Source organism: Pseudomonas sp. GW821-FHT02A11 (genome assembly GCF_059421985.1).
Genome location: NZ_JBWKWB010000006.1, coordinates 192,165 through 216,766, shown reverse-complemented (window position 1 = coordinate 216,766; position 24,602 = coordinate 192,165). Strand labels below are relative to the sequence as shown.

At 61.1% G+C, this 24,602-nt stretch carries 23 protein-coding genes; 12 read left to right on the top strand and 11 right to left on the bottom strand.

Features of this window, described 5'->3' with window-relative positions; translation table 11 throughout:
- Positions 1-130 precede the first annotated feature (130 nt).
- The 7 genes from AC07V9_RS12340 to AC07V9_RS12310 all read left to right on the top strand — a co-directional run bounded on the left by AC07V9_RS12340 (position 131) and on the right by AC07V9_RS12310 (position 9,312).
- Positions 131-1,102: a phosphate ABC transporter substrate-binding protein PstS family protein gene (locus tag AC07V9_RS12340; RefSeq protein WP_495015983.1), complete on the top strand. Its 972-nt coding sequence runs from the start codon at positions 131-133 to the stop codon at positions 1,100-1,102.
- A gap of 448 nt (positions 1,103-1,550) precedes the next feature.
- Positions 1,551-3,584, top strand: a complete 2,034-nt coding sequence (locus tag AC07V9_RS12335) for an ABC transporter permease subunit (RefSeq protein WP_495016040.1) — start codon at positions 1,551-1,553, stop codon at positions 3,582-3,584.
- Positions 3,585-3,599: 15 nt separating this feature from the next.
- Positions 3,600-5,270 (top strand): phosphate ABC transporter permease PstA, encoded by a 1,671-nt coding sequence (gene pstA / locus AC07V9_RS12330; RefSeq protein ID WP_495015982.1) that lies wholly within the window; start codon positions 3,600-3,602, stop codon positions 5,268-5,270.
- A gap of 91 nt (positions 5,271-5,361) precedes the next feature.
- Positions 5,362-6,192 carry a phosphate ABC transporter ATP-binding protein PstB gene (pstB, locus tag AC07V9_RS12325; RefSeq protein WP_495015981.1) on the top strand — a complete coding sequence of 277 codons (831 nt, stop codon included), beginning with the start codon at positions 5,362-5,364 and terminating at the stop codon, positions 6,190-6,192.
- Between the two features lie 54 nt (positions 6,193-6,246).
- Complete coding sequence (phoU, locus tag AC07V9_RS12320) at positions 6,247-7,005, top strand: phosphate signaling complex protein PhoU (RefSeq protein ID WP_495015980.1); 759 nt, start codon at positions 6,247-6,249, stop codon at positions 7,003-7,005.
- A 183-nt stretch (positions 7,006-7,188) separates the two neighbouring features.
- On the top strand, positions 7,189-8,085 hold the full coding sequence (locus AC07V9_RS12315) for a response regulator (RefSeq protein WP_495015979.1): 897 nt from the start codon (positions 7,189-7,191) through the stop codon (positions 8,083-8,085).
- 318 nt (positions 8,086-8,403) lie between these two features.
- Positions 8,404-9,312, top strand: coding sequence for a peptidoglycan DD-metalloendopeptidase family protein (locus AC07V9_RS12310; RefSeq protein WP_495015978.1), 909 nt, complete (start codon positions 8,404-8,406; stop codon positions 9,310-9,312).
- Between the two features lie 252 nt (positions 9,313-9,564).
- Here AC07V9_RS12310 and AC07V9_RS12305 read toward each other — a convergent pair whose 3' ends face one another.
- The 3 genes from AC07V9_RS12305 to phoB all read right to left on the bottom strand — a co-directional run bounded on the left by AC07V9_RS12305 (position 9,565) and on the right by phoB (position 13,048).
- On the bottom strand, positions 9,565-10,905 hold the full coding sequence (locus tag AC07V9_RS12305; protein ID WP_495015977.1) for a hemolysin family protein: 1,341 nt from the start codon (positions 10,903-10,905) through the stop codon (positions 9,565-9,567).
- Between the two features lie 98 nt (positions 10,906-11,003).
- Complete coding sequence (phoR, locus tag AC07V9_RS12300; RefSeq protein ID WP_495015976.1) at positions 11,004-12,305, bottom strand: phosphate regulon sensor histidine kinase PhoR; 1,302 nt, start codon at positions 12,303-12,305, stop codon at positions 11,004-11,006.
- A gap of 53 nt (positions 12,306-12,358) precedes the next feature.
- Positions 12,359-13,048 (bottom strand): phosphate regulon transcriptional regulator PhoB, encoded by a 690-nt coding sequence (gene phoB, locus AC07V9_RS12295; protein WP_062379821.1) that lies wholly within the window; start codon positions 13,046-13,048, stop codon positions 12,359-12,361.
- A 171-nt stretch (positions 13,049-13,219) separates the two neighbouring features.
- Between phoB and AC07V9_RS12290 the strand changes: the two genes are divergently transcribed.
- Entirely contained in the window at positions 13,220-13,600 is a 381-nt protein-coding gene (locus AC07V9_RS12290) for a COG4315 family predicted lipoprotein (protein WP_495015975.1), read from the top strand.
- Between the two features lie 48 nt (positions 13,601-13,648).
- On the opposite strand, the gene ubiA is transcribed toward AC07V9_RS12290, so the two are convergent.
- Positions 13,649-14,539, bottom strand: a complete 891-nt coding sequence (gene ubiA, locus AC07V9_RS12285; RefSeq protein WP_495015974.1) for a 4-hydroxybenzoate octaprenyltransferase — start codon at positions 14,537-14,539, stop codon at positions 13,649-13,651.
- Complete coding sequence (locus AC07V9_RS12280; RefSeq protein ID WP_495016039.1) at positions 14,539-15,114, bottom strand: chorismate--pyruvate lyase family protein; 576 nt, start codon at positions 15,112-15,114, stop codon at positions 14,539-14,541. The genes ubiA and AC07V9_RS12280 overlap by 1 nt, the downstream gene beginning before the upstream one ends.
- A gap of 204 nt (positions 15,115-15,318) precedes the next feature.
- On the opposite strand from AC07V9_RS12280, the gene AC07V9_RS12275 reads away from it, so the two are divergent.
- The 4 genes from AC07V9_RS12275 (at position 15,319) to AC07V9_RS12260 (ending at position 17,728) form a co-directional block, all read left to right on the top strand.
- The gene (locus AC07V9_RS12275) at positions 15,319-15,486 is read left to right on the top strand and encodes a rubredoxin (RefSeq protein ID WP_108236219.1); all 168 of its coding nucleotides are present in this window, start codon (positions 15,319-15,321) and stop codon (positions 15,484-15,486) included.
- Between the two features lie 32 nt (positions 15,487-15,518).
- Positions 15,519-16,667 (top strand): NAD(P)/FAD-dependent oxidoreductase, encoded by a 1,149-nt coding sequence (locus tag AC07V9_RS12270; protein WP_495015973.1) that lies wholly within the window; start codon positions 15,519-15,521, stop codon positions 16,665-16,667.
- Positions 16,668-16,856: 189 nt separating this feature from the next.
- Entirely contained in the window at positions 16,857-17,132 is a 276-nt protein-coding gene (locus AC07V9_RS12265; protein ID WP_495015972.1) for an HU family DNA-binding protein, read from the top strand.
- A gap of 209 nt (positions 17,133-17,341) precedes the next feature.
- A complete protein-coding gene (locus tag AC07V9_RS12260) occupies positions 17,342-17,728 on the top strand; it encodes an SCP2 sterol-binding domain-containing protein (protein ID WP_495016038.1) in 387 nt (128 codons plus the stop codon).
- A 65-nt stretch (positions 17,729-17,793) separates the two neighbouring features.
- On the opposite strand, the gene AC07V9_RS12255 is transcribed toward AC07V9_RS12260, so the two are convergent.
- The 6 genes from AC07V9_RS12255 to exbB all read right to left on the bottom strand — a co-directional run bounded on the left by AC07V9_RS12255 (position 17,794) and on the right by exbB (position 24,510).
- Positions 17,794-19,188 carry an HDOD domain-containing protein gene (locus AC07V9_RS12255; protein ID WP_495015971.1) on the bottom strand — a complete coding sequence of 465 codons (1,395 nt, stop codon included), beginning with the start codon at positions 19,186-19,188 and terminating at the stop codon, positions 17,794-17,796.
- An 85-nt stretch (positions 19,189-19,273) separates the two neighbouring features.
- Positions 19,274-21,349, bottom strand: coding sequence for an ATP-dependent DNA helicase RecG (gene recG / locus AC07V9_RS12250; RefSeq protein ID WP_495015970.1), 2,076 nt, complete (start codon positions 21,347-21,349; stop codon positions 19,274-19,276).
- 8 nt (positions 21,350-21,357) lie between these two features.
- Complete coding sequence (locus AC07V9_RS12245) at positions 21,358-22,287, bottom strand: hydrogen peroxide-inducible genes activator (RefSeq protein ID WP_346833415.1); 930 nt, start codon at positions 22,285-22,287, stop codon at positions 21,358-21,360.
- A 91-nt stretch (positions 22,288-22,378) separates the two neighbouring features.
- Complete coding sequence (locus AC07V9_RS12240) at positions 22,379-23,122, bottom strand: energy transducer TonB (RefSeq protein WP_495015969.1); 744 nt, start codon at positions 23,120-23,122, stop codon at positions 22,379-22,381.
- Positions 23,119-23,544, bottom strand: a complete 426-nt coding sequence (gene exbD, locus AC07V9_RS12235; RefSeq protein ID WP_108236211.1) for a TonB system transport protein ExbD — start codon at positions 23,542-23,544, stop codon at positions 23,119-23,121. The genes AC07V9_RS12240 and exbD overlap by 4 nt, the downstream gene beginning before the upstream one ends.
- A 3-nt stretch (positions 23,545-23,547) precedes the next feature.
- Entirely contained in the window at positions 23,548-24,510 is a 963-nt protein-coding gene (exbB, locus tag AC07V9_RS12230) for a tonB-system energizer ExbB (protein WP_495015968.1), read from the bottom strand.
- Positions 24,511-24,602: the final 92 nt, after the last annotated feature.

Sequence of the window (24,602 nt, the reverse complement as noted above, 5' to 3'; positions counted from 1 at the left end):
TCGCGATTGAAGAGCCGCATTGGGAAAGCAATTTCCGGGGTTTCACGCATTTGTCATAATCCGGTCATAGAGTAGTCACATGGCCATCATTCACCCCGGCCAGTTTTTTCGACCTCGCCAGGAGCCAGGCATGACACTCAAGCGTTTGATGACTGCACTCACCTTTGCCGCTGTCGGTGTTGCCACCGCGAACGCCGTTGCTGCGGTGGATCCTGCGATCAAACCTTACGTCAAAACCTCCGGTGTATCGGGCAACCTCTCCAGCGTCGGTTCCGACACCCTGGCCAACCTGATGACCCTGTGGGCCGAGGCCTACAAGAAAGAGTATCCGGCCGTGAACATCCAGATTCAGGCCGCCGGTTCGTCGACTGCACCGCCTGCGCTGACCGAAGGCACCGCGACGTTGGGGCCGATGAGCCGCAAGATGAAGGACGGCGAGGTCTCGGCGTTCGAGCAGAAGTACGGTTATAAGCCGACGGCGATTCCGGTAGCGGTGGATGCGCTGGCGGTGTTCGTGCACAAGGACAACCCGATCAAGGGCCTGACCCTGCAGCAGGTCGACGCGATTTTCTCGGCCACCCGCCTGTGCGGCGCCAAAGCCGATGCCAAGACCTGGGGCGACGTTGGCCTGACCGGTGATCTGGCCGGCAAGTCGATACAATTGTTCGGCCGCAACTCGGTGTCGGGCACGTACGGCTTCTTCAAGGAAGTCTCACTGTGCAAAGGCGACTTCAAGCCCAACGTCAACGAGCAGCCAGGTTCCGCCTCGGTGGTCAGCTCCATCAGCAGTTCGCTGAACGGCATCGGTTATTCGGGCATTGGTTATAAGACGGCCAGCGTGCGTACGGTGCCGCTGGCCAAGAAGGAGGGCGAGGCCTTCATCGAAGACAATGAGGCCAACGCCCTTAACGGCACCTATCCGCTGGCGCGTTTCCTCTATGTTTATGTGAACAAGGCGCCGAACAAGCCGCTCAATCCGCTGGAAGCCGAGTTCGTCAAACTGATCCTGTCAAAACAAGGTCAGGAAGTTGTCACGAAAGACGGGTACATTCCTTTACCAGCCAAGGTCGTCGGCAAGGCATTGGCTGATCTGGGGCTATAAAAACGCGGCGGTGCGATGCACCGGCAGATAACCCTGATGCGGGGTGACCGGTTCGTCCCGCTGCTGCACGAAAGGGCCTTATGGAACGAGGCTTGCGAAACACTGAACAGTCCGTTGCCCCGGTTGCGAGGCGACGGGCTTTTTTGCGTCACCATGCTGTCATGTATCTGTCATACATAGCCGCTAGGGTGTGCGCATGAATGATTTGGCCAATTCATCGATGACCGAAAAGTCCCCTCCCGAGCGCATTGATTTCAATACGCCGCAGATGCAACGCAAGCGTCGTATTCGTGCGCTCAAGGACCGTCTGACGCGCTGGTACGTGCTGGTGGGTGGCCTTGCCGTTCTCGCTGCAATCACGCTGATCTTCTTCTATCTGGCTTACGTCGTGCTGCCGCTGTTTCAGGGCGCGACACTCACGGCCAACACCACGCAAACCCCCGCCTGGATGCACGACGCCGGCAAGCCGCTGCTGCTCGCGATCGAAGAGCAGAATCAGGTCGCCATGCGCGTGTCGGACAAGGGCGAGGTGCTGTTTTTCAACATCGGTGATGGCAGCGAGCTTTCCCGCGTTGCGCTGCCGGTGCCTGCGGGCGCGCAAGTGACCTCTGTCGCCCAGGATCAGCCGGGCAAGCCTCTGGTCGCAGTCGGGCTGTCCAACGGCCAGGTGCTGGTGTTCAAACACGCCTATCCGATCAGCTACCCCGACAACAAGAAAACCATTACTCCGCTCGTCACTTGGCCCTACAGCCAAACGCCGCTGACGCTGGATGAAGAGGGCCGCGCGCTGGAGCACGTCAATCTCAACGCCAGCGACACCACGCTGATTCTCGCGGGTGCGACCGGCGCGCAGTTGCATGTGCTGTCGCTGACGCAGGTCGAGAACCTGATGACCGGCGAAACCACCCACGAACAAAACCGCATCGACCTGCCGCAGCTGTCGGCGATGGTCAAGGCGATCTACGTCGACCCGCGTCAGCAGTGGCTGTACGTCATCAATGGGCGCGCTCAGGCGGACGTGTTCAACCTGCATGACCGCACGCTTAACGGCCGCTACAAGCTGCTCGAAGACGCCAACGCCGAAACCACGGCCAGCACCCAGCTGGTCGGCGGCATTTCGCTGATGATCGGCAGTTCGCGCGGCAACATCGCCCAGTGGTTCATGGCCCGCGACGTCGATGGCGAGATGCGTCTGCAGCACATCCGCGACTTCAAGATGAGCGGCGCACCGATCGCGCAGATCACTCCCGAGCAACGCCGCAAAGGCTTTATCGCCATGGACACCGCCGGCAAGCTGGGCGTGTTCCACAGCACGGCGCATCGCACGCTGCTGGTCGAGCCGGTGGCCAGCGGCCCGGCCGTCATGGGCCTGTCGCCGCGTGCGGACAACATCCTCGTCGAAGACAGCGGCAAGTTGCTGCCCCTGACCCTGAAGAACCCGCACCCGGAAGTCTCCTGGAGCGCGCTGTGGGACAAGGTCTGGTACGAGAACTACGACGAGCCGAAATACGTCTGGCAGTCCACCGCCGCCAACAGCGATTTCGAGCCCAAGCTGAGCCTTGCGCCGCTGACCTACGGCACGCTCAAGGCCGCGATCTACGCGATGCTGCTTGCCGCTCCCCTGGCCGTGGCCGCTGCTATCTACACTGCGTATTTCATGGCCCCGGGCATGCGCCGCAAGGTCAAACCGGTCATCGAGCTGATGGAAGCGATGCCGACGGTGATTCTCGGCTTCTTCGCCGGGTTGTTCCTGGCGCCGTATCTGGAAGCGCACCTGCCGGGGATCTTCAGCCTGCTGATCCTCACCCCCATCGGCATTCTGCTGGCGGGTTTTCTGTGGACGCGTCTGCCTGACTCGATTCGCCTGCGGGTGCCCGACGGCTGGGAAAGCGCGATCCTGATTCCGGTCATTCTGCTGGTGGGCTGGCTCTCGCTGGGCATGAGTTCGCACCTGGAGAATTGGTTCTTCGGCGGCGACATGCGCTCGTGGATCACCAACGATCTGGGCATCACCTACGATCAGCGCAACGCGCTGGTGGTCGGTCTGGCGATGGGTTTTGCGGTCATCCCGAATATTTACTCGATCGCCGAAGACGCCGTGTTCAGCGTGCCCCGCGGCCTGACTCTAGGCTCGCTGGCGCTGGGCGCAACTCCATGGCAGACCCTGACCCGCGTGGTCATCCTCACCGCCAGCCCCGGTATCTTCTCGGCGCTGATGATCGGCATGGGCCGTGCGGTCGGCGAAACCATGATCGTGCTGATGGCTACCGGCAACACGCCGATCATGGACATGAACCTGTTCGAGGGCATGCGCACCCTGGCCGCCAACGTCGCGGTCGAGATGCCCGAATCCGAAGTGGGCGGCAGCCATTACCGCGTATTGTTCCTCGCAGCGCTTGTGCTGTTGATGTTCACGTTTGTCATGAACACCTTGGCAGAGCTGATTCGTCAGCGCCTGCGCAAGAAGTATTCGTCACTCTAGGGCAGGTAGATACAGATGAAAAAGGCCTCCCTGAAGAGTTGGTTCAAAAGCGGCGCCCCCGGCGTTTGGATCAGCGCGGGCGCGGTGTCGATTGCGGTGATCATGACCATTGGCCTGCTGGCAGTGATTGCTGTGCGCGGCCTCGGGCATTTCTGGCCCGCCGATGTGATTTCCGCGCAATACGACGTGCCCGGCCAGGATAAACACGTGCTGGTGGGCGAGCGGGTGCAGTCCGAGCGGGTGCCCCGCACGCGGCTCAAGGGCGCCGGTTTGCCGGTGCCGGACCAAGGCCCGGAATTCATGACCCGCGACCTGTTCAAGGTCGGTAACCGCGACCTGAACCCCAGCGATTTCAGCTGGGTGATTGGCGAGTGGCTGAAGGATCAGACCAAACCTGCCGAGCTGATGACCCTGGAGCGTCGCGAGTGGGGCAACTTTTACGGTTATCTGGTCAACGTCAAGGAAAACGGCGTGATCGTCGCCGAAGGCGAAGCCGCCTGGCCGCAGTTGCAGGAGCGCATCAAGCGTGTGCAGAAGCTCTCCGATGAGTTGGAGGGGCTGGAAAAGACCGACATCGGCGCGATCAACCACGGCATTGAGCGTCTGCGCCTGCAAGCGCGCAAGCTGGAGCTCAATGGCCAGCTGGACGCCGAGGCGCAGGCCGACATGGCCGCCGAGCGCGCTGAATACGATGCCCGTTACAAGGAAATCGAGTCCCGACTGGGCGCACTGCACGCCGACTTCAGCCGCGACAGCCTGACCGCCCGCGATGCCAATGGCAAAGAGGTCGAGATCAGTCTGGGCAAGGTTGTCCATGCGTATCAGCCGAACGCCATGGGCGTTGCCACCAAAGTGGGTTTCTACTTCCAGAAGCTGTGGGAATTCCTCAGCGACGACCCCCGTGAAGCCAACACCGAAGGCGGGATCTTCCCGGCGATTTTCGGCACCGTGATGATGACCCTGATCATGGCCGTGATCGTGACACCGTTCGGTGTGCTGGCTGCGGTTTACCTGCGTGAATACGCGCGTCAGGGCCCAGTCACCCGCCTGATCCGCATCGCTGTGAACAACCTCGCGGGCGTGCCGGCGATCGTTTACGGCGTGTTCGGTCTGGGCTTTTTCGTTTATGTGCTGGGCGGCTCGCTGGACCGGCTGTTCTTCCCTGAAGCGCTGCCTGCGCCGACGTTCGGCACGCCCGGCTTGCTGTGGGCCTCGTTGACGCTGGCGCTGCTGGCGGTGCCGGTGGTGATCGTCGCAACGGAAGAGGGCCTGGCGCGCATCCCGCTGACGCTGCGCGAAGGCTCGCTGGCGCTGGGGGCTACCAAGGCCGAGACGCTGTGGAAGATCGTGTTGCCAATGGCAAGCCCGGCGATGATGACCGGCCTGATTTTGGCCGTGGCCCGCGCCGCTGGGGAGGTCGCGCCGCTGATGCTGGTGGGCGTGGTCAAGCTTGCGCCGTCGCTGCCGCTCGATGGCAATTACCCGTATCTGCACCTTGACCAGAAGATCATGCACCTGGGCTTTCACATCTATGACGTGGGCTTCCAGAGCCCCAACGTCGAGGCCGCGCGGCCGCTGGTGTACGCCACGGCGCTGTTGTTGGTGCTGGTGATCGCCCTGTTGAACCTGTCGGCGGTGACCATTCGTAACCGCCTGCGCGAGAAGTACAAGGCGTTGGACGGCTAACCGCTGCTTCAAGCGCAAAGCTACAAGCGGCAAGTCAAAGCCGCCACCTTTTTGCCTAACTTGCAGCTCGCAGCTACAAACGGAGTAAGACATGCAAGAACCCCACACCCACGGCATCAACATGTCGGCTCTGGGTCGCAAGCGCCAGGGCCTGGACCTCGCCAACGAAGCCGTTGCGCTGGAAGTGCCGGGCCTGAACCTGTTTTACGGCGACAAACAGGCGCTGTTCGACATCCAGATGAGAATCCCCAAGCAACGGGTGACCTCGTTTATCGGCCCGTCGGGCTGTGGCAAGTCGACCTTGCTGCGCACGTTTAACCGCATGAACGATCTGGTGGACGGCTGCCGCGTGCAGGGCGAGATCAAACTGTACGGCCATGACATCTACACCAAGGGTGAAGACGTCGCCGAGCTGCGACGCCGGGTCGGCATGGTGTTTCAGAAGCCCAACCCGTTCCCCAAGACCATTTACGAGAACGTGGTCTACGGCCTGCGGATTCAGGGCATCAACAAAAAGCGCCCCCTCGACGAGGCGGTCGAGTGGGCGTTGCGTGGCGCGGCACTGTGGGATGAGGTCAAGGACCGCCTGCATGAGTCGGCGCTCGGACTTTCCGGTGGTCAGCAGCAACGCCTGGTGATCGCCCGCACTATCGCCGTCGAACCCGAAGTGCTGTTGCTCGATGAGCCATGCTCCGCGCTCGACCCGATTTCGACGTTAAAAGTCGAAGAGCTGATCTACGAACTGAAATCCAAATACACCATTGTGATCGTTACCCACAACATGCAGCAGGCCGCGCGCGTCTCGGACTACACCGCGTTTCTGTACATGGGCAAGGTGGTCGAGTTCGGTGACACCGATACGTTGTTCACCAATCCGACCAAAAAACAGACTGAAGACTACATAACCGGTCGTTACGGCTAGCACGTGTTTCGTCAGCCCTGAACCACCGCGCAATCAATCGGACGGACACTCAGCATGATCAAAGACAGCCATACACATCACATCTCCCAGCAGTTCAATGCTGAACTGGAAGAGGTTCGCAGCCACCTGCTGGAAATGGGGGGGCTTGTCGAGAAGCAGGTCAATGACGCGGTCACGTCTCTGATCGAGGCTGACTCGGGCCTGGCCCAGCGGGTTCGTGAAGTCGACGACCGCATCAACCAGATGGAGCGCAACATCGACGAAGAGTGCCTGCGCATTCTGGCCCGTCGGCAGCCTGCGGCCTCCGACCTGCGTCTGATCATCAGCATCTCCAAGTCGGTGATCGACCTGGAGCGCATCGGTGATGAATCCACCAAGATTGCCCGTCGCGCCATTCAGCTGTGTGAAGAAGGCGAGTCGCCACGTGGTTACGTGGAAGTGCGCCACATCAGCGATCAGGTCAGCAAGATGGTGCGTGACGCACTGGATTCCTTCGCCCGCTTCGACGCCGATCTGGCGCTGTCGGTTGCCAAGTACGACAAGACCATCGACCGCGAGTACAAGACCGCGCTGCGTGAGCTGGTGACCTACATGATGGAAGACCCGCGCTCGATCTCCCGCGTGCTCAACGTGATCTGGGTCCTGCGTTCGCTGGAGCGTATTGGCGACCACGCCCGTAATATCTCGGAGCTGGTGATCTATCTGGTGCGCGGTACCGACGTGCGTCATCTGGGCCTCAAACGCATGCAGGAAGAAGTCGAAGGTCTGTCCGCCGAAATACCTAATGTTCCGGGTTCGCCTGACGATAAGTAAGATTGCCTGAGAAAAAACGCCTGGCGAATGCCGGGCTTTTTTTTGGGCCGCGGTCGCTGGTTGGGCCGCCTAATTCCAGTCACCCGCGAATAAATGTCCCGGTGTCGTCAAACAATTTTGGCAGATGGCCACCAGCCAGCGATATGCTCGCCATTTGCGGTGAACACGCCATCAGGAGCGTCGATGAGTAAAGTCAGTGTATTGGTGGTGGATGATGCGCCGTTCATCCGCGATCTGGTGAAGAAAGGCCTGCGTAATGCCTTTCCCGGTATCACCCTGGAGGATGCCGTCAACGGTCGCAAGGCTCAGACCCTGCTGAGCAAGGAAGCCTTCGACCTGGTGCTGTGCGATTGGGAAATGCCCGAAATGTCCGGGCTCGAACTGTTGACCTGGTGCCGCCAGCAAGACGCCCTGAAAACCATGCCGTTCATCATGGTGACCAGCCGAGGCGACAAGGAAAACGTCATTCAGGCGATTCAGGCCGGCGTTTCCGATTTCATCGGCAAGCCGTTCACCAACGAGCAGCTGCTGACCAAGGTCAAAAAGGCGCTGCACAAGGTGGGCAAGCTTGAAGCCTTGATGAGCGGCGCTCCGGCGCGCGCCAATGCGGCGTTTGCCAACGATTCGCTTAGCGCACTGACCGGCAATCGCCCGGAAACCGTGTCTGCCACACCTACCGCCGCAGCGCCGAATCAGCCGCTGATCAAGCCGATGGCCAAGCCAGCGGCATCGACTGAGCCGACCGGCCGTGGCCAGGGCCAGCTGCGCCTGCCCAGCGGCACTCAGCAGTGCGTGATCAAAGCGCTGACGCTCAAGGAGGCCTCACTGATCGTACGCCGCAGCGAAACCCTGCCGCAGATCCTCGACAGCGCCGTGCTCGATCTGGAACAGGGCGAAAACGCCGAAGTAGCGCGCCTGAACGGCTACCTGCACGCCATTGCCGCCTTCGAACAGAAGCCCGACAGCGACTGGCTGCAACTGACCTTCCGCTTCGTCGACCAGGACACCCAAAAGCTCGACTACCTGTCGCGCCTGATTGCCCGCGGTACGGCGCAGAAGCACTTTGTGCCGGGGGCGTAACGCTCATACCTGCATGACGCTGATAGTCCGGTGCACGCAATACCTGTAGGAGCAGTCGGAGGTTACGACGGCCGCGATGCGATCTGCCTGACACACCGCATTCGCCACTGTCGTAACCTCCAGAAACTCCTACAGAGGCCTGCATCGATCTGACAGGCTGTATTCCAAGCCAGCATAGAAATTGCAAAACCCTTCGCGCCCGACCCTGACGCGATTTCCTTGACGCTTCGTCTATTACCGATTGATACGGATAAGTCCCGTTCTATCGACATCGCTGTTAGGCTGGCCCCCATTGTCCCCTACGCCAGGCCTATCCAGATGTTAGAGCGTTTGCTGGTGGTGTGTGTATTGGCGCTGGCTGCGCAGTCGGCTGCAGCGGTCACCATCTACAGATTCACCGACGCCAACGGAGTGGTTTCGTTTACCGACCAGCCCGTCCCCGGCGCGCAGGTGATGAAGCTTCGAGAGCGCATGGTCGAGCGCATCGACAGCCAGGTGCGCCTGAACGTCAAGAAAGCCAAGGGCACCGACAGCCTCTACGTGCGCAACGACCTGTACGCGCCGGTAGAGATCGAGCTCAGACTCTCGGGCGTCAAAAACGTCGTGGGCGTCGCCGATCAGGTCATCCGCCGCACCATTCCCGCCCGCAGCAACGAACGCCTGATCGCCCTGAGTCCGCAGACCCTGGGCAAGGCCATGGCCTACAAACCGAGCCTGCGCTCCATCGTCGGCGACCCGCAGCGTGGCATCGCGACGAGCAGCCTGGGTTATCGTTATCCACTGCCCTGGGTCGGTGGGCCGTTCCGCATCAGCCAAGGCCCCAACGGCGCCTACAGCCACGCCGGCGCCAAGAGCCGCTACGCAATCGACATCGCCATGCCGGAAGGCACGCAGATCATCGCGGCGCGCAGCGGCACTGTGATCAAGACCGAAAATGGCCAGTCGGGACGAGGCGCGAATCCGTCGGGCAACTTTGTGAGAGTCCTGCACGATGACGGCACGATGGGCGTTTATCTGCACCTTAAACAAGGTTCGGTCAGCGTGAGGGAGGGCGAGAGGGTGGTCGTCGGCACGCCGCTGGGACGTTCAGGCAATACCGGCAACAGCACCGGGCCGCATCTGCACTTTGTGGTGCAGCGCAACGTCGGGCTGGCGCTGGAGTCAATTCCGTACGAGTTCGCCCAGCCGGTGCAGAGCCTGCCGAATTTTGCGATTGGCGGGAATTGATATTCGAGGGTGGCCCGGTGGCCTTCTGCGGGAGCGAATTCATTCGCGATGCAATCGCACGGCCGGCACATCTGTTGCGGATGTACCGCCGCTTCGCGAATGAATTCGCTCCCACAGGGGAGATGTGTCAAACCGGAATGCTCGGTACACCGCCACCTGTAGCGTTCCGGCTTGCCGTCGGCAGCGATGGTGAAGACACCACCGCCAGCAAGCCGTGCGGCTACAGGTCGAAACCGTTGCTGATCGCCGGAATCAATCCAGCTTCAACACCTTCGCCAGCACGATCTTCGGGCCTTTCATCTTCTTGATGATGATGCGCAGCCCTTCGACTTCCATCACTTCCTCTTCCTCAGGCACACGCTTGAGGCTGTCGTAGATCAGGCCTGCGAGGGTTTCCGCCTCGACGTGGTCCAGATCGATGCCCAGCAGGCGTTCGACCTTGAACAGCGGCGTATCGCCCCGTACCAGCAGTTTGCCCGGCTGATAGGCGAGGATGCCGCGTTCGGCCTTGCGATGTTCGTCCTGAATGTCGCCCACCAGGACTTCCAGCACGTCTTCCATGGTCAGGTAACCGATGACCTTGCCGTCGGCTTCTTCGACCAGCGCAAAGTGCGCGCCGCCCTGACGGAACTGCTCCAGCAGGCGCGACAACGGCATGTGCTTGGACACGCGTTCCAGTGGGCGGGTTAGCTCGGCCAGGTCGAACGCCTCGGGCAGGTGATCCAGCGCCGCCAGCTCCAGCAGCAAATCCTTGATGTGCAGCAGGCCGACAAACTCGTTACGTTCGGCGTCGTACACCGGATAGCGGCTGAATTTGTGGCGACGGAACAGCGCGAGGATTTCCTTGAGCGGCGCGTTGAAGTCCAGCGTGATCATGTCCTCCCGGGAGTTGGCCCAGTCGACCACTTCCAGCTCACCCATCTCCACCGCCGAGGCCAGTACGCGCATGCCCTGATCGCTTGGGTCCTGGCCACGGCTGGAGTGCAGGATCAGCTTGAGCTCTTCGCGACTGTAATGATGCTCGTGATGCGGGCCAGGCTCGCCTTGGCCCGCGATGCGCAAAATGCCGTTGGCGCTGGCGTTGAGCAGGTAAATGGCCGGGTACATGACCCAGTAGAACAGGTACAGCGGCACGGCCGTCCACAGCGACAACAGCTCGGGTTTGCGAATCGCCCAGGATTTGGGTGCCAGTTCACCCACCACGATGTGTAGGTACGAAATCACGAAAAAGGCGGAGAAAAACGACACCCCTTTGATCACTTCAGGCGAGCCCACGCCGACCGCTTCGAGCAGTGGCGCCAGCAGGTGGGCGAACGCAGGCTCACCGACCCAGCCAAGACCCAGCGAGGCGAGGGTGATGCCCAACTGGCAGGCCGACAGGTAGGCGTCCAGTTGGCTGTGAACCGTGCGCAGGATGCGGCCGCGCCAGCCGTTTTTCTCGGCGATGGCCTCCACGCGCGTCGAGCGCAGTTTGACCATGGCGAACTCTGCGGCAACGAAGAAGCCGTTGAGCAGGACCAGAATCATTGCGAAGAGAATCATGCCGAAGTCGGCGAAAATTGAAGCCAGGCTGATACCAGGGGAAGGGTCCATGATGGAGTTTTGCAGGTTCCGTTTTGAAAAAGGATGAAATAAGCCCTCACAAATGGAGGGCCTAAGTAGCTCAATTTAGCGGCTATCTACCGCCATTACTAGGGCTTGGTCATCTGCGCGGGTGCGAAGTTGCAGATAAACACACTGCCTTTGCCCAGCACGCTGTTGATTTCCAGTACGCCGCGATGGCGCAACAGCACATGTTTGACGATCGCAAGGCCAAGCCCTGTGCCGCCCGTGTTGGAGGCGCGACTGGAGTCCACGCGATAGAAGCGTTCGGTCAGGCGCGGGATGTGCTTGCTGTCGATGCCGATGCCGGAGTCCTGCACGCTCAGGTGCGCGCCGCGACTGTCGGCCCACCAGCGAACCCGGATCTTGCCTTCGGCCGGGGTGTATTTCACGGCATTGAAGATCAGGTTGGAAAACGCGCTGCGCAGCTCCGCCTCGCTACCCTTGAGATTGGCGTGGTCTTCGATGTCCAGGGTGATCTGCTGATTCTTGCCGCCGGACAACGCCTGCGCATCGTTGACAATGCTTTGCAGCAGCGTAGGCACGGCGATGGGCTGGTTGTCCGAGGGGTAATCGGTGGCTTCCAGCTTGGCCAGCAACAGCAGGTCGTTGAGCAGTGTCTGCATGCGTCCGCCTTGCTGCTGCATCTGCTGCAACGCGCGGATCCAGCGCGGGTTCACTTCTTCGACGTTATCGAGCAGCGTTTCCAGATAGCCGCAAATCACCGTCAACGGCGTGCGCAGTTCATGGGAGACGTTGGCGACGAAGTCTTTGCGCATCTGCTCCAGCTGGTACAGGCGGGTGACATCGCGCACCAGCATCAAGTGCTCGTTGTTGCCATAGCGGGTGATCAGCATCTGAAGGCGCGTGCGGTCGTTGACCGGCGAGGGGATTTCCAGCGGCTCGACGTAATTGCCCTGCGCGAAGTATTCCTTGAAGCGCGGATGACGCACCAGGTTGGTCACGGGCTGGCCGCTGTCCTGTGGGGTTTTCAGGCCCAGCAGGGTTTCGGCAGCGCGGTTCCACCATTCCAGATTGCCCTCGCTGTCGAGCATGATCACGGCGTCCCTGAGTGCTGCCGTGGATTCCTGAACCCGGTCGATCACCGCTTGCAGGCGACCGCGCACGCGCTGATCGCGGCGTTGCAAGTGATAGATGCTGTCGAAAACGTCGCCCCACAGACCGTAGCCATCGGGCGGCGGCTCATCGGGTTTGTGATTGCGCAGCCAGTCGTGCAGGCGCAGCAACTGTTTGAGGGTCCAGGCCAGGTAAACACCCAGGCCGATTGCCAGGCACCCTCCGTAATGCCCGCTGACGAGCCCGGCCAGCAGCGAAGCCGTGACCAATAGCAGCAAGTGGCGGATCAGGGTGCCATGCCAGTTGTGATTCAATTAACGCGTCCTTGTCTTTCAGCGTAAGGCTGACGTCCCCCCGAAAAAGCGTCTCAGCTTTTGGTGGAGAATCGGTAGCCAGTACCGCGGACGGTTTGTACCAGATTTTCGTACGCATCGCCGAGCGCTTTGCGCAGACGACGGATATGCACGTCTACGGTGCGCTCTTCGACGTAAACGTTGCCGCCCCAGACCTGATCCAGCAACTGGCCACGGGTGTAGGCACGTTCCTGGTGAGTCATGAAAAATTGCAGCAGGCGGTATTCGGTCGGGCCCATCTCGGCAGGTTTGCCGTCGATGGTCACCCGGTGGCTGATCGGGTCGAGCAGCAGGCCACCGACTTCGATAGGCGACTCGCCGTCATTGGGGCCTGCGCGACGCAGCACGGCCTTGAGGCGCGCGACCAGTTCGCGAGGGGAAAACGGTTTGGTGATGTAGTCATCGGCGCCGACTTCAAGACCCTGGATCTTGTTGTCCTCTTCGCCTTTGGCCGTGAGCATGATGATCGGGATGTCGCCGGTCAGCTCATCGCGCTTGAGACGGCGCGCCAGCTCGATACCGGACGTGCCTGGCAGCATCCAGTCGAGCAGGATCAAATCGGGTTTGCGATCGACAATCACCGCGTGGGCTTGCTGAGAGTTCTCTGCCTCCATGCAGTCATAGCCGGCCATTTCCAGTGCGACGGCGATCATCTCGCGAATCGGCGCTTCGTCGTCGACGATCAGAATGCTCCTGCCAACCATGCCTCGAACCTCATGTCATTTAACTGTCTTGGGGCGCATTAGATAACGGAATTATTGCAGTCGTGTGACAGGTTAGTTTGGGGCAGGCGAAACGCACGTCCAGGCGTTATGCTTGTCGAACTGTCCTACAAGGATTGTCCAAACAACCACTACAAGATGGGGCTTTATCTTATGGCTAAATTTTCTACTGCATTAATGGGGCTCTTGGCGGCGGCCGCGCTGGCATCGTCGGGGCTGGCCTTTGCTGCCGCGCCGGCAATGACCACCGGTGGCGTGCTGACAGATCACAAGGGCATGACCCTCTACACCTTCGACAAGGACACCTCAGCCGGCAAGTCCGTGTGCAACGACCAGTGCGCGACCAACTGGCCGCCGCTGGTGGCCGACGCCAGCGACAAGGCCGAAGGTGACTGGACCATCATCAAGCGCGACGACGGTGCCTCGCAGTGGGTCTATAAAGGCAAGCCGCTGTACACCTTCAAGAACGACAAGGCCGCTGGTGACAAGACCGGCGATGGCAAGGGCGATGTCTGGCACGTCGCCAAGCCTTGATCTGACGCCTGTTGATATGACGCTCCAACCTGCGCTGGCCCTGTCGGGTCAGCGCATCGCGTAATCCACGACGATCCCCACGAATATCGCAAGGCCTGCCCAATGGTTGTGCAGAAATGCCTTGAAGCAGGCTTGCGGGTCTCTGTCTCGTGTCGACCAGAACTCCCAGGCGAAGCAGCCAGCCGCTACCAGCAAGCCTAGGAAGAAATACAGCCCCAGCTCGAAGCGCGATCCAGCCAGCATCAGGCAGAACAGCGCCAGGCCCTGCAGCGTCGCAATGATCACCCGGTCGGCATCGCCGAACAGCACAGCGGTGGATTTCACGCCGATCTTCAGGTCGTCCTCGCGGTCGGTGATCGCGTAATAGGTGTCGTAGCCCACGGTCCACAGCAGGTTGGCGATGTACAGCAGCCACGCGGCAGCAGGCAGATCGCCGGTCTGCGCGGTAAAAGCCATCGGCATGCCCCACGAGAACGCCGCGCCCAGCACCACTTGCGGGTAATAGGTGTAACGCTTCATGAACGGGTAAGTCGCCGCCAGGGCGAGGCCGCCGAACGACAGCCAGATGGTCGTTGCATTGGTCAGCAAGACCAGCCCGAAGCTTAGCGCCACCAGCACGGCAAACAGCACCAGCGCCTCCTTTGAGGTGATCTTGCCGCTGGCCAGCGGGCGTTGTTCGGTGCGTTTGACGTGACCGTCGACCTTTCTGTCGGCGAAGTCGTTGATCACGCAGCCCGCCGCGCGCATCAGAAACACACCGATCACGAAGATCAGCACATTGCCCAGCGACGGCGAGCCTTTGCCCGCGATCCACAGCGCCCACAGCGTCGGCCACAGCAGCAGATAAATGCCGATAGGCTTGTCGATGCGCATCAGTTGAATGAAATCCCAGGCGCGCGGGTGCAGGCGGTTGAGGGATTTGAGCAGCGACAGGTACATCAGTGGCGCTCCTTATGGAAATCGACAGCCTGATCGATGGCGCGCCAGACCGTTGGCAAAAACACTTCGGCTACCAGAATGCTCAACGGCCCCCGGCTGAAGCACGAGCGACGGCCCCACAGTTCGGGCGTCGTGTCGGCCTCGGGCAGCCACGGCGCAGGGTATTGGCAGATCTGCAGCGGCCCGCGAGCGAAGGCGTGGTCGCTGAACAGCAACTCGCCCAGCGAGCGTGTGCCGAGCTCGTCCATGTGCAGGCCGTCGTGCTCAAGCGCGGCACGTCCGGCGACGCTGCGGGCAAATACCCACTTCTCGCCATGACCCCGCAAATACACCTCGCGCACCCAGCCTTCGCTGCCTTCGGGCAGGTGCAGCGCAGCGCACTCGTCGGCGCGCAGGCGTTGCCAGCCCTCGAACAGCGGCGTGACGCTGAAGCCATCACGGGAAAGCCGGCTGAGGCGGCGCGTCAGGGAATCTTCGTGGAACAGCCACTCAAGAACCACAGGCTCGGGGGCGTCAATCAGTTGATCGCGCAACAGCCATTGGGGGGACGGACATGCAGGATTTTGCTGGATCACAGTGAACAATTATTGGCAGCAATCGAGGCGGCGAGCTTAGCATGATTGACGATTGTGGCCGACGACCGGACCCGCCCATCCGCGTCGATGAAACTTGCGTCATGAGCCTTGGATCAGTAAAACGCCCTGACCCATTCGAAAAAAGCGCGCGACAACAGCCGAGCGTCTGGGCACGTATAGCCTGAGAACCGAGAGAACCGACCGATGAAAAAGTGGCAATGCATTGTCTGTGGCCTGATTTACAACGAAGCCGATGGTTGGCCGGATGACGGCATTGCACCGGGCACCCGCTGGGAAGACGTGCCTGAAGACTGGCTGTGCCCTGACTGCGGCGTCGGCAAAATGGATTTCGAGATGATCGAAATCGCCTGATACACCTTTCCCTGACTGACTTGGAGACATGAATGAACGCACCTGTGGTGATCATCGGTACTGGCCTTGCGGGCTACAACTTGGCCCGCGAATTTCGCAAGCTCGATAGCGAAACGCCGCTGTTGCTGATCACTGCCGATGACGGCCGTTCCTACTCCAAACCCATGCTCTCCACCGGCTTTGGCAAAAACAAGGAAGCCGACGGCCTGAGCATGGCCGAGCCCGGCGCGATGGCCGAACAGCTGAACGCCGAGGTGCGCACGCACACGCGCGTCAGCGGCATCGATCCGGGCCACAAGCGTTTGTGGATTGGCGAAGAGTCCGTCCACTATCGCGACCTGGTTCTGGCTTGGGGCGCCGAAACCGTGCGAGTGCCGGTGGACGGCGATGCAGCCGATGCGATCTTCCCGATCAACGATCTGGAAGACTACGCGCGCTTTCGTGCCGCTGCGGCGGGCAAGCGTCGGGTCCTGATTCTGGGCGTCGGCCTGATCGGCTGCGAGTTTGCCAACGACCTGATTCTGGGAGGCTACGAGGTTGATCTCGTCGCGCCATGCGAGCAGGTCATGCCGACCTTGCTGCACCCTGCGGCGGCGACAGCGGTTCAGGCCGGGTTGGAAAGCCTGGGCGCACGCTTTCATCTGGGGCCGGTGTTGACCCGACTTTCGCGAACTGACGAGGGTTTGCAAGCGCATCTGTCCGATGGCGAAGTGTTGCATTGCGATCTGGTGGTCTCTGCCATCGGCCTGCGTCCACGGGTCGATCTGGCGGCCGCCGCCGGCCTCGAGACGGGCCGTGGCGTGGTGGTCGATCGCCATTTGAAGACCTCTCACGCCAATATTTACGCGCTGGGCGACTGCGCCGAGGTCGATGGCCTCAACCTGCTGTACGTCATGCCTTTGATGAGCTGCGCCCGGGCGCTCGCGCAAACCCTGGCCGGCATACCGACAGCGGTGAAATACGGGCCAATGCCGGTGACCGTAAAAACTCCGGTCTGCCCGCTGGTGGTCTCGCCGGTGCCCAAAGGTCTGGAAGGGGTCTGGAGCGTTGAAGGGCAGGGCGCCGACATCAAGGCGCTGTGCCGCGATGCAGACGGAAACCTGCTGGGCTACGCCCTCACCGGTGCGGCGGTCATGGACAAACTGGCACTCAATAAGGTGTTGCCGCCCCTGTTGGCGTAAATACTTGTCGTTCTGTCGGATAAGCCACGTTTTTCAGGGTACAAACGTCGCTGCTGCACTGGCGCACGAGGGTGCGGCATGCCATCCTCATTCCGGTCTGCCGCTACGTAGAGCCGTCGCGGCACCTGCCCGCAGCCCCACGAGGGCTGCACGGGACATAAAAACAAAAAACCGTAAAAGAGGCTTCATATGCGTAAACCAGAACTCGCAGCCGCTATTGCTGAAAAAGCAGATCTCACCAAAGAACAAGCCAACCGCGTCCTCAACGCTGTCCTGGAGGAAATCACCAACGCCTTGCACAAAAAGGACAGCGTGACCCTCGTCGGTTTCGGCACCTTCCTGCAACGTCATCGCGGCGCACGCACGGGCAAAAACCCACAGACCGGCGAGCCTGTGAAAATCAAGGCCAGCAACACGGTTGCCTTCAAGGCTGGCAAGTTCCTGAAAGACAGCGTCAACCCGTAATAACTACGCTGGACGTCTTGCGGAAGGCGAACGGCGCACCGATGGGCATACCCGAAAGCGGGATGCCCATTTTTATTGCCTGCGATTTGTTGAGGGCTGCCTATTTCGCCACTTTGCGACCGGTGAGTTCTGCTCGTTCGCCTCATCGTGAAGCTCGCTACACTGCCGCTGGATGCGCATTTCGCATCGGAACGGGAGAGGCCCTGAACATGAAGTTTCGTTTTCTACTGTGGATGTTGGGCCTGCTGATGGCTCGCGCCAGTCGCAACAATCCAGCGTTCCAGCAACAACTGGCGGGTAAAAGCCTGACCTTTCAGCTGCAGACCACTGACGGCAAGGTCGCTCGGCATTTTGTCGTGCGCGATCAGCGGGTCAGCAGCCGAAGTGGGGCGGTGGCTGCGCCTGCTTTTGCGATTTCATTTCGGGATGCGGCTTATGGCTTCGCGACGATGCAGGCGAAGAACAAGCAACTGGCGTTCATGCAGGGAATTCAGGACAAGAACATCCAGGTTACCGGGAATACAGGCCTGGTCATGTGGTTTCAGGGGCTGACAAAGTATTTGAAGCCGAGGAAGAAGTCTAAAAACGCAAAGTGACGGTTCAAACGCCGATTGCTCCTACAGGGATCCCGTTGAATGCGAGATCTCTGCAGGGTTATCGATCAATGAAACTGCGAAGCCAGCTCGCGCAGCAGCACTTCGGCTTCGAGCACCTTCTGCACCACGTCTTCAGCTTTCTCGCGCGGCAGTTGCAGACGCTTGAACAGCTCTTCTGGAATGCTTTCCATTGGGCCCGAGCCGATGCCTTCTTTGCGCAGCAGGCGTACGGCCAGGCATACCAGGTTGGCGTATTTGTGGTGTTCGCCGTCGTAGTGCGGGTCGTGCTGGAAGCGCAGCGCCGTGGACAGCTCGTCCGGCATGTCCCAGTTGCGCATCAGCCAGGCACCGATCTGCTCGCGAGTGATGCCCAGCAGGTGCTGTTCCACGAAGCTGTGGTGCAGGTGCGGGTTGACCTCGATCTGACGGCAGATCAGCGAGAAGTGCGGCGGGAACACGTGGGCCAGCAGCAGATAGCCGAAGTTGTGCAGCAGACCGGCCAGGTACGTCAGGCCGCTTTCCGGGCGCTCGGCGCGCGGCATGGCGCGGGTCAGGCCCTCAATGACGGCAGCGGTGTAGATCGACTGCTGCCAGTAAGGCGTGGCGTGCTGCGGGTGATCCTTCGGCAGCTCCAGGGTCTTGCCCAGTGCCAAGCCCAGCGCCAGGTTGATCACCAGATCGAAGCCAAGCACACGGACGATGGCGTCTTCGACCGAGCGAATCTTGCCCGCCGAGCCGTAATAAGGCGATGCCGCCCAACTGACCACTTGTGCGGCCAGCGCAGGGTCGGTTTCGACTACGCCGGTGATGTCGTCGATGGTGGCGTCCGGGTCGACCCGCAGCTTGATGATCTTTTGCGCGGTGTCGGCCAGCGGCGGGATCTCTACGGTCGCTTCCAGACGTTGCTGGATGCGCCGTGCGGTGAAGTTCTGCACGGCCTTGGTGATTTCTTCGCGGTCATCGTCCGGGCGCTTGAGGTTCGGCGTGACAGCCGCGACCAGTTGGCCGAACGTCGCAGCGCTGGCCTTGCTCAGAAGGGTCTTGAAATCTTCGCTGCTGATTTCCAGCAGCAGGCCTGGTTCACCCGACTCGATCAGTACCGACGGCTCCTGCAGGAGGCGCTCGTCGTACAGGCATGGCGAACTGGTCAGGGCCGGAAGGGCAGGCAAGCTGCGCAGTTGGTTCTTCTCAAGCATCTGGTCCAGATGATCTTGAGACACGGCAGTCAGCTTGCGGCCGGTCAACTCGGTGATGCGGTTGAGGTCCAGCAATTGATTTTGCGGAAACAGGATCAGCAACGCGCCCACTGTGTCGTGGACCAGAATGGCCTGCACCTTTTGCCCGGTGGGGAGCGTTTCGTCGTCCATGACTTCGCGGTAGTTGATGGCGGCTTTGCCAAGCAACTGCCGGATGACAGACGGGGCGTGTTGGGTTGCGTCGATTTGGGCAACTTCTGTCATGGCCTGTATCCAGATTCCTACAATTACCGAAGTATAACCAGCTTAGTTGTTCTATAGGTGAGACACGTTCTTAATGCTGACCACTTCACACTTGCCCGTACTGTTGCCCGTGGCGCAACCAGCGCTCGAGCAAGGGGCTGACGTGTTGCGGCCATCGTTCCAGTAGCGCTTGGGCGGCGTCCCTGACAGCGGGAAGCAGGTCCGCGTCGCGCATCAGATCGGCAACCTTGAATTGCAGCAAGCCCGTTTGTCGGGTTCCCAGCATTTCACCCGGACCGCGAAGCTCAAGGTCTTTCTCGGCGATCACGAATCCGTCGTTGGTCTCGCGCATGATGCCCAACCGCTGCTTGCCGATCTGCGACAGCGGCGGATGGTAAAGCAGCACACAATGGCTGACCGCGCTGCCCCGCCCGACACGCCCGCGCAGCTGGTGCAGTTGCGCCAGGCCCAGTCGTTCGGGGTTCTCGATGATCATCAGGCTGGCGTTGGGCACGTCCACACCGACTTCGATGACGGTCGTGGCCACCAACAGTTGCAGATGGCCTTGCTTGAATTCGGCCATGACCGCCGCTTTTTCCGCAGGCTTCATGCGGCCGTGAATCAGCCCGACCTTGAGTTCGCCCAAGGCGCTGGTCAGTTCCTCGAACGTGGTCTCGGCGGCCTGACAGGTAAGCTCTTCGGATTCTTCGATCAGCGTGCACACCCAATAGGCCTGACGACCTTCGGCGCAGGCATTGCGGACCCGCTCGACCACTTCGATGCGGCGGCTGTCGGCGACCAGCACGGTGTTGACCGGGGTTCGGCCCGGCGGCAGCTCGTCGAGAATCGACGTGTCGAGGTCCGCGTAGGCGCTCATCGCCAGTGTTCGCGGAATGGGCGTGGCAGTCATGATCAGCTGATGCGGGCACATCAGGCCGCCGACGCCTTTCCTGCGCAGGGCCAGACGTTGCTGAACGCCGAAGCGGTGCTGCTCGTCGATGATCACCAGGGCGAGGTTCTTGAACTGCACCTCATCCTGAAACAGCGCGTGAGTGCCGACCACCATTGGCGTGCCGTTGGCGATCTGCTCCAGAGAGGCCGCCCGGGCCTTGCCCTTGAGCTTGCCTGCCAGCCACGCGGTCTCGATGCCCAACGGCTCCAGCCAGCGGGTGAAGTTGATGTAATGCTGCTCGGCGAGGATCTCGGTGGGCGCCATCAGCGCGACTTGATAACCGGCCTCAAGGGCCTGCAAAGCGGCGAGGGCGGCAACCACGGTCTTGCCTGCGCCCACATCGCCCTGAATCAACCGAAGCATGGGCTCTTGCTGACTGAGGTCGTAGGCGATTTCCTTGCCGACGCGCTGTTGCGCGCCTGTCGGCGGGAAGCCCAGATTGGCCAGGAACTGCTTGGGCAGCCGTTTGGCGAGTGGCAAGGCAGGCGCGCGCTGGGAGCGCAGGCTTTCACGCAGACGTTGCTGTGACAGCTGATGGGTCAGCAGCTCTTCAAAGGCCAGCCGATGCTGTGCCCAGTGATGGCCTAGCGCAAGCTCTTCGACATCAGCGTCAGCAGGCGGGTGATGCAGGTATTGAATGGCGTCGGCCAGGGGGGCCAGCTGGTAATCCCGCGCCAGCTCTTCGGGCAGCCAGTCCGGCAGGCTTCGGGGGCCGAGCATGCCGAGGCTTTGCTGGCACAGCTGGCGCAAACGCTGCTGGGTCAGGCCTTCGGTGGTCGGGTAGATCGGCGTCAGCGTCTGCTCCACCGCGATGTGTTCTTCGCCGGTGATCGAGCGATACTCCGGATGATAGATCTCCAGCCCCGATGCGCCTGGCCGCGCTTCGCCGTAGCAGCGCACATGGGTGCCGCGCTTGAGGCCGTCCTTCTGCGCATTGCTGAAGTGATAGAAGCGCAGGCTCAGCACGCCAGTGCCGTCGCCGAGCCGCACCAACAGGCTGCGACGCTTGCCCATCACCACGTCGGCGCCGCTGACGACGCCTTCGATCACTGCGTCTTGGCCGGGCCGCAGCGCGCCGATGGGCACTACGCGGGTGCGATCCTGATAACGCAAAGGCAGGTGAAAGAGGACGTCCTGAATATTCTCCAGGCCGACCTTCGCCAGCTTTTCCGCCATGGCCTCGCCGACGCCCTTGAGCGCCGTGACCGAGACGTGGGACAGCTCCGTCATACCGCCACTTAACTCGCTTGAGCCTGGGCTTTAGGGCGGGCGACGGAACACAGACGGATCGAGTCGGCGAGGATTTCGATGGCTTTAGGTCGCGGGAAGCTGGCGCGCCAGGCGATGGCCACGGTGCGGAAAGGCACTGGTGGCGATAGCGGTCGGACCTCTATCACGCCGGGGGCATAGTGGTGGCTGTCGACCGCCGACATCGGCAGGATCGAAACCCCGAGGCCCGATGCGACCATATGGCGAATGGTTTCCAGCGAACTGGATTCGACCGTAGTGTGCTTGGCGCTGTCGCCGCCCTTGACCAGGGTCGGGCAGGCTTCCAGGACCTGATCGCGGAAGCAGTGGCCTTCGCCCAGCAGCAGCAGGCTCTTGTCGTTCAGCGCCGAGGCATCGATGGTGCTCTTCTGCGTCCACGGATGGTCAGCCGGCATCAATACGTAGAACGGCTCGTCGTACAGTGACATGGTCAGGACGTCGGCTTCGTTGAACGGCAGAGCGATAATGATGGCGTCAAGCTCACCGTTGCGCAGCTTGTCGCGCAGCACGTGGGTGAAGTTCTCTTCGATGTACAACGGCATTTGCGGGGCGACCCGATGCAGTTGCGGGATCAGGTGGGGGAACAGGTAAGGGCCAACGGTGTAGATCGCGCCGACTTTGAGTGGTGCGGTCAGTTGGTTCTTGCCGGTCTGGGCGAGTTCACGAATGCCTTGAGCTTGCTCAAGCACTTTCTGCGCCTGAGCCACGATGCCCTCGCCGACCGGCGTAAGACGTACCGCACTCTTGCTGCGCTCGAAAATCAGCACACCGAGTTCATCTTCCAGCTTCTTCACGCCCACCGACAGGGTCGGCTGGCTGACATGGCAGCGCTCGGCCGCATGGCCGAAATGCTGCTCTTGAGCGAGGGTTACGATATAGCGCAATTCTGTGAGGGTCATAGCGTGCGTCCATGAAGTTGCGGCCCCAGCATAGCGGGTGCAATCGATAGACGCACGTTATCAAGCCCTCTGTCTTTGCAAAATCAACGTTTCAACGTTTATCCAGGGAATAAACGAAGGGCGCAACGACTTCCAGCGTGCCATTGTTGAGCAATTCGGCCGGTGGCTTGGGCAGTGGCTGGGCACGACGAATCATTTCCAGCGTGGCCCGATCCAGTGCCGCGCTGCCCGAACCCCCTGCGATTTCGTACGACAGCACGCGACCTTCACCATCGACGACAAAGCGCAGGCGGTTGATGCCCTGCATGCCGCGACGACGCGCGTCTTCCGGGTACTTCTTGTACTTGCTCAGGTGACGCAGCAGATCACCCTGCCAGCTTGGCAGTGCGGTGCTCGGTGGCGCTGGCGGAGCCTGTTCAGGTGCGGCCGATTTTTCCGGCTTGGCGTTCGACGGAGGAGTGTCTACCGGTTTTTCATCGGCAGGCTTCTCTTCCTTCGGCGGCTCGACCTTTTTAACCGGTTTTGGCGGCTGCGGCTTGGGCTTTGGCTTGACGGGTTTCGGAATCGCGATTTCCGGTTTTGGCGCTTCGGCGATAGGCGGAATCGGCAGTTGCTCTTCCGGCGCAGGGGGCTGCGGCGGTTGAACGACTTTCGGCGGTGGCGGCGGAGCGGGCTCGGGAACAGGCGCCAGCTCGATCATCATCGCGGCCGGTGGCAGCTCGATGGCCTGCGGGGCGGACCAGTGCAGCGCAACGACAATCGCCACGGCATGGACCGCCAGCACCAACAACAGACTACCGCTATAGCGCGTCAGTTTTTGGCGCGTATTGATCATTTCTTACCAACCGTCTCAAGACCCACCAGGCCGACTTTCAGGTAGCCGGCACCGCGCAGGAGATTCATCACCTCCATCAGGTCGCCGTAATCCACGCCTTTGTCGGCCTGGAAGAAGATCGTCGTGTCTTTCTTGCCCTTGGTCTTGGCGTCCAGCACCGGACCGATCTGTTCGCGAGCGACCTTTTCGTCCCCCAGGTACAGGCTCTGGTCGGCCTTGACGCTCAGGAACACAGGCTTCTCGGGTCGAGGCGCAGGTTTGGCCGTGGAGGCAGGCAGGTCGACTTTGATGTCCACCGTCGCCAGAGGCGCCGCCACCATGAAGATGATCAACAGCACCAGCATGACGTCGATGAACGGCGTCACGTTGATTTCGTGGTTCTCGGCGAGATCGTCGCCACCTTCGTTAAGATGCAGGCCCATGGTTTACCCCATTTTTACCATGTGCGGCTGCTGAGCGCGGTCGGCGGCGGGCTGGTGATCCAGATCGCGGCTGACCAGCAACAGAACCTGTGCGGATGCGTCGGAGACCTGCGCCTTGTAGCCCGCGATGGAGCGCGCGAAGACGTTGTAGATGACCACCGCGGGGATGGCCGCAACCAGGCCCAGCGCCGTTGCCAGCAGCGCTTCGGCGATGCCGGGGGCGACGACAGCGAGGTTGGTGGTCTGGGTCTTGGCGATGCCGATGAAGCTGTTCATGATGCCCCACACGGTGCCGAACAGACCCACGAAAGGCGCGGTGGAACCGATGGTGGCGAGTACGCCGGTGCCCATGCTCATGTTGCGGCCACAGGCTGCAACCAAGCGCTCAAGGCGGAAGCTGACACGCTCCTTGATGCCTTCACGCTCGCGGCTGTTGACCGACAGGTGCATTTCTTCGAGGGCGTCGTGGACCAGCAGGTTGGTCAGGGTGCCTTCTTTCTTGGCACCGGCGCTGGCTTCGTCCAGAGTACGCGCGCGCTTGAGGGCGGCAATCTCGCCTTTCAGGCGACGCTTGGCGCCCAGCAGCTCGAAGCCTTTGGCGATCCAGATGGTCCAGGTGATGATCGAGGCGATGGCCAGGCCGATCATTACAGCTTTGACGACGATGTCGGCGTTCTTGTACATGCCCCATGGCGACAAATCGTGAGACATGCCCAGGCTGTTGTCTTCAGCAGCGGCTTCCATCGACTCGGTCGGTGCAGCAGGGTCCTGAACGGCCGGAGCTGCAGTGGTGTCAACCGGATTGGCCGCAGGGGCTGCGGATTGCACCGCTTGCGCAGGGGCAGTGGAATCGGCGAGTGCGACAGGAGCCAGCATCAGGCTGAACAGCACCGCTGCAAGCGCGCGCCCTGCACGTGGCAGACCCGAAGAGGTGATTGACGAAGCGGGGGATGGAGTACGTGTCATGCTGGCCCGACCTGATATGAAAAAGGTGTTTCGTTCTTGAAGCGTCACGCTGGCGCGAGGCGAGCGGAGAAGAACAAAGGGCCGACATTATT

Excerpts from the sequence above, each read along its gene's own strand:
- AC07V9_RS12340 (WP_495015983.1), top strand. The coding sequence starts at position 131 with ATGACACTCAAGCGTTTGATGACTGCACTCACCTTTGCCGCTGTCGGT.
- AC07V9_RS12335 (WP_495016040.1), top strand. The coding sequence starts at position 1,551 with ATGCACGACGCCGGCAAGCCGCTGCTGCTCGCGATCGAAGAGCAGAAT.
- pstA (WP_495015982.1), top strand. The coding sequence starts at position 3,600 with ATGAAAAAGGCCTCCCTGAAGAGTTGGTTCAAAAGCGGCGCCCCCGGC.
- pstB (WP_495015981.1), top strand. The coding sequence starts at position 5,362 with ATGCAAGAACCCCACACCCACGGCATCAACATGTCGGCTCTGGGTCGC.
- phoU (WP_495015980.1), top strand. The coding sequence starts at position 6,247 with ATGATCAAAGACAGCCATACACATCACATCTCCCAGCAGTTCAATGCT.
- AC07V9_RS12315 (WP_495015979.1), top strand. The coding sequence starts at position 7,189 with ATGAGTAAAGTCAGTGTATTGGTGGTGGATGATGCGCCGTTCATCCGC.
- AC07V9_RS12310 (WP_495015978.1), top strand. The coding sequence starts at position 8,404 with ATGTTAGAGCGTTTGCTGGTGGTGTGTGTATTGGCGCTGGCTGCGCAG.
- AC07V9_RS12305 (WP_495015977.1), bottom strand. The coding sequence starts at position 10,905 with ATGGACCCTTCCCCTGGTATCAGCCTGGCTTCAATTTTCGCCGACTTC.
- phoB (WP_062379821.1), bottom strand. The coding sequence starts at position 13,048 with ATGGTTGGCAGGAGCATTCTGATCGTCGACGACGAAGCGCCGATTCGC.
- AC07V9_RS12290 (WP_495015975.1), top strand. The coding sequence starts at position 13,220 with ATGGCTAAATTTTCTACTGCATTAATGGGGCTCTTGGCGGCGGCCGCG.
- ubiA (WP_495015974.1), bottom strand. The coding sequence starts at position 14,539 with ATGTACCTGTCGCTGCTCAAATCCCTCAACCGCCTGCACCCGCGCGCC.
- AC07V9_RS12275 (WP_108236219.1), top strand. The coding sequence starts at position 15,319 with ATGAAAAAGTGGCAATGCATTGTCTGTGGCCTGATTTACAACGAAGCC.
- AC07V9_RS12270 (WP_495015973.1), top strand. The coding sequence starts at position 15,519 with ATGAACGCACCTGTGGTGATCATCGGTACTGGCCTTGCGGGCTACAAC.
- AC07V9_RS12265 (WP_495015972.1), top strand. The coding sequence starts at position 16,857 with ATGCGTAAACCAGAACTCGCAGCCGCTATTGCTGAAAAAGCAGATCTC.
- AC07V9_RS12260 (WP_495016038.1), top strand. The coding sequence starts at position 17,342 with ATGAAGTTTCGTTTTCTACTGTGGATGTTGGGCCTGCTGATGGCTCGC.
- AC07V9_RS12255 (WP_495015971.1), bottom strand. The coding sequence starts at position 19,188 with ATGACAGAAGTTGCCCAAATCGACGCAACCCAACACGCCCCGTCTGTC.
- recG (WP_495015970.1), bottom strand. The coding sequence starts at position 21,349 with ATGACGGAGCTGTCCCACGTCTCGGTCACGGCGCTCAAGGGCGTCGGC.
- AC07V9_RS12245 (WP_346833415.1), bottom strand. The coding sequence starts at position 22,287 with ATGACCCTCACAGAATTGCGCTATATCGTAACCCTCGCTCAAGAGCAG.
- AC07V9_RS12240 (WP_495015969.1), bottom strand. The coding sequence starts at position 23,122 with ATGATCAATACGCGCCAAAAACTGACGCGCTATAGCGGTAGTCTGTTG.
- exbD (WP_108236211.1), bottom strand. The coding sequence starts at position 23,544 with ATGGGCCTGCATCTTAACGAAGGTGGCGACGATCTCGCCGAGAACCAC.
- exbB (WP_495015968.1), bottom strand. The coding sequence starts at position 24,510 with ATGACACGTACTCCATCCCCCGCTTCGTCAATCACCTCTTCGGGTCTG.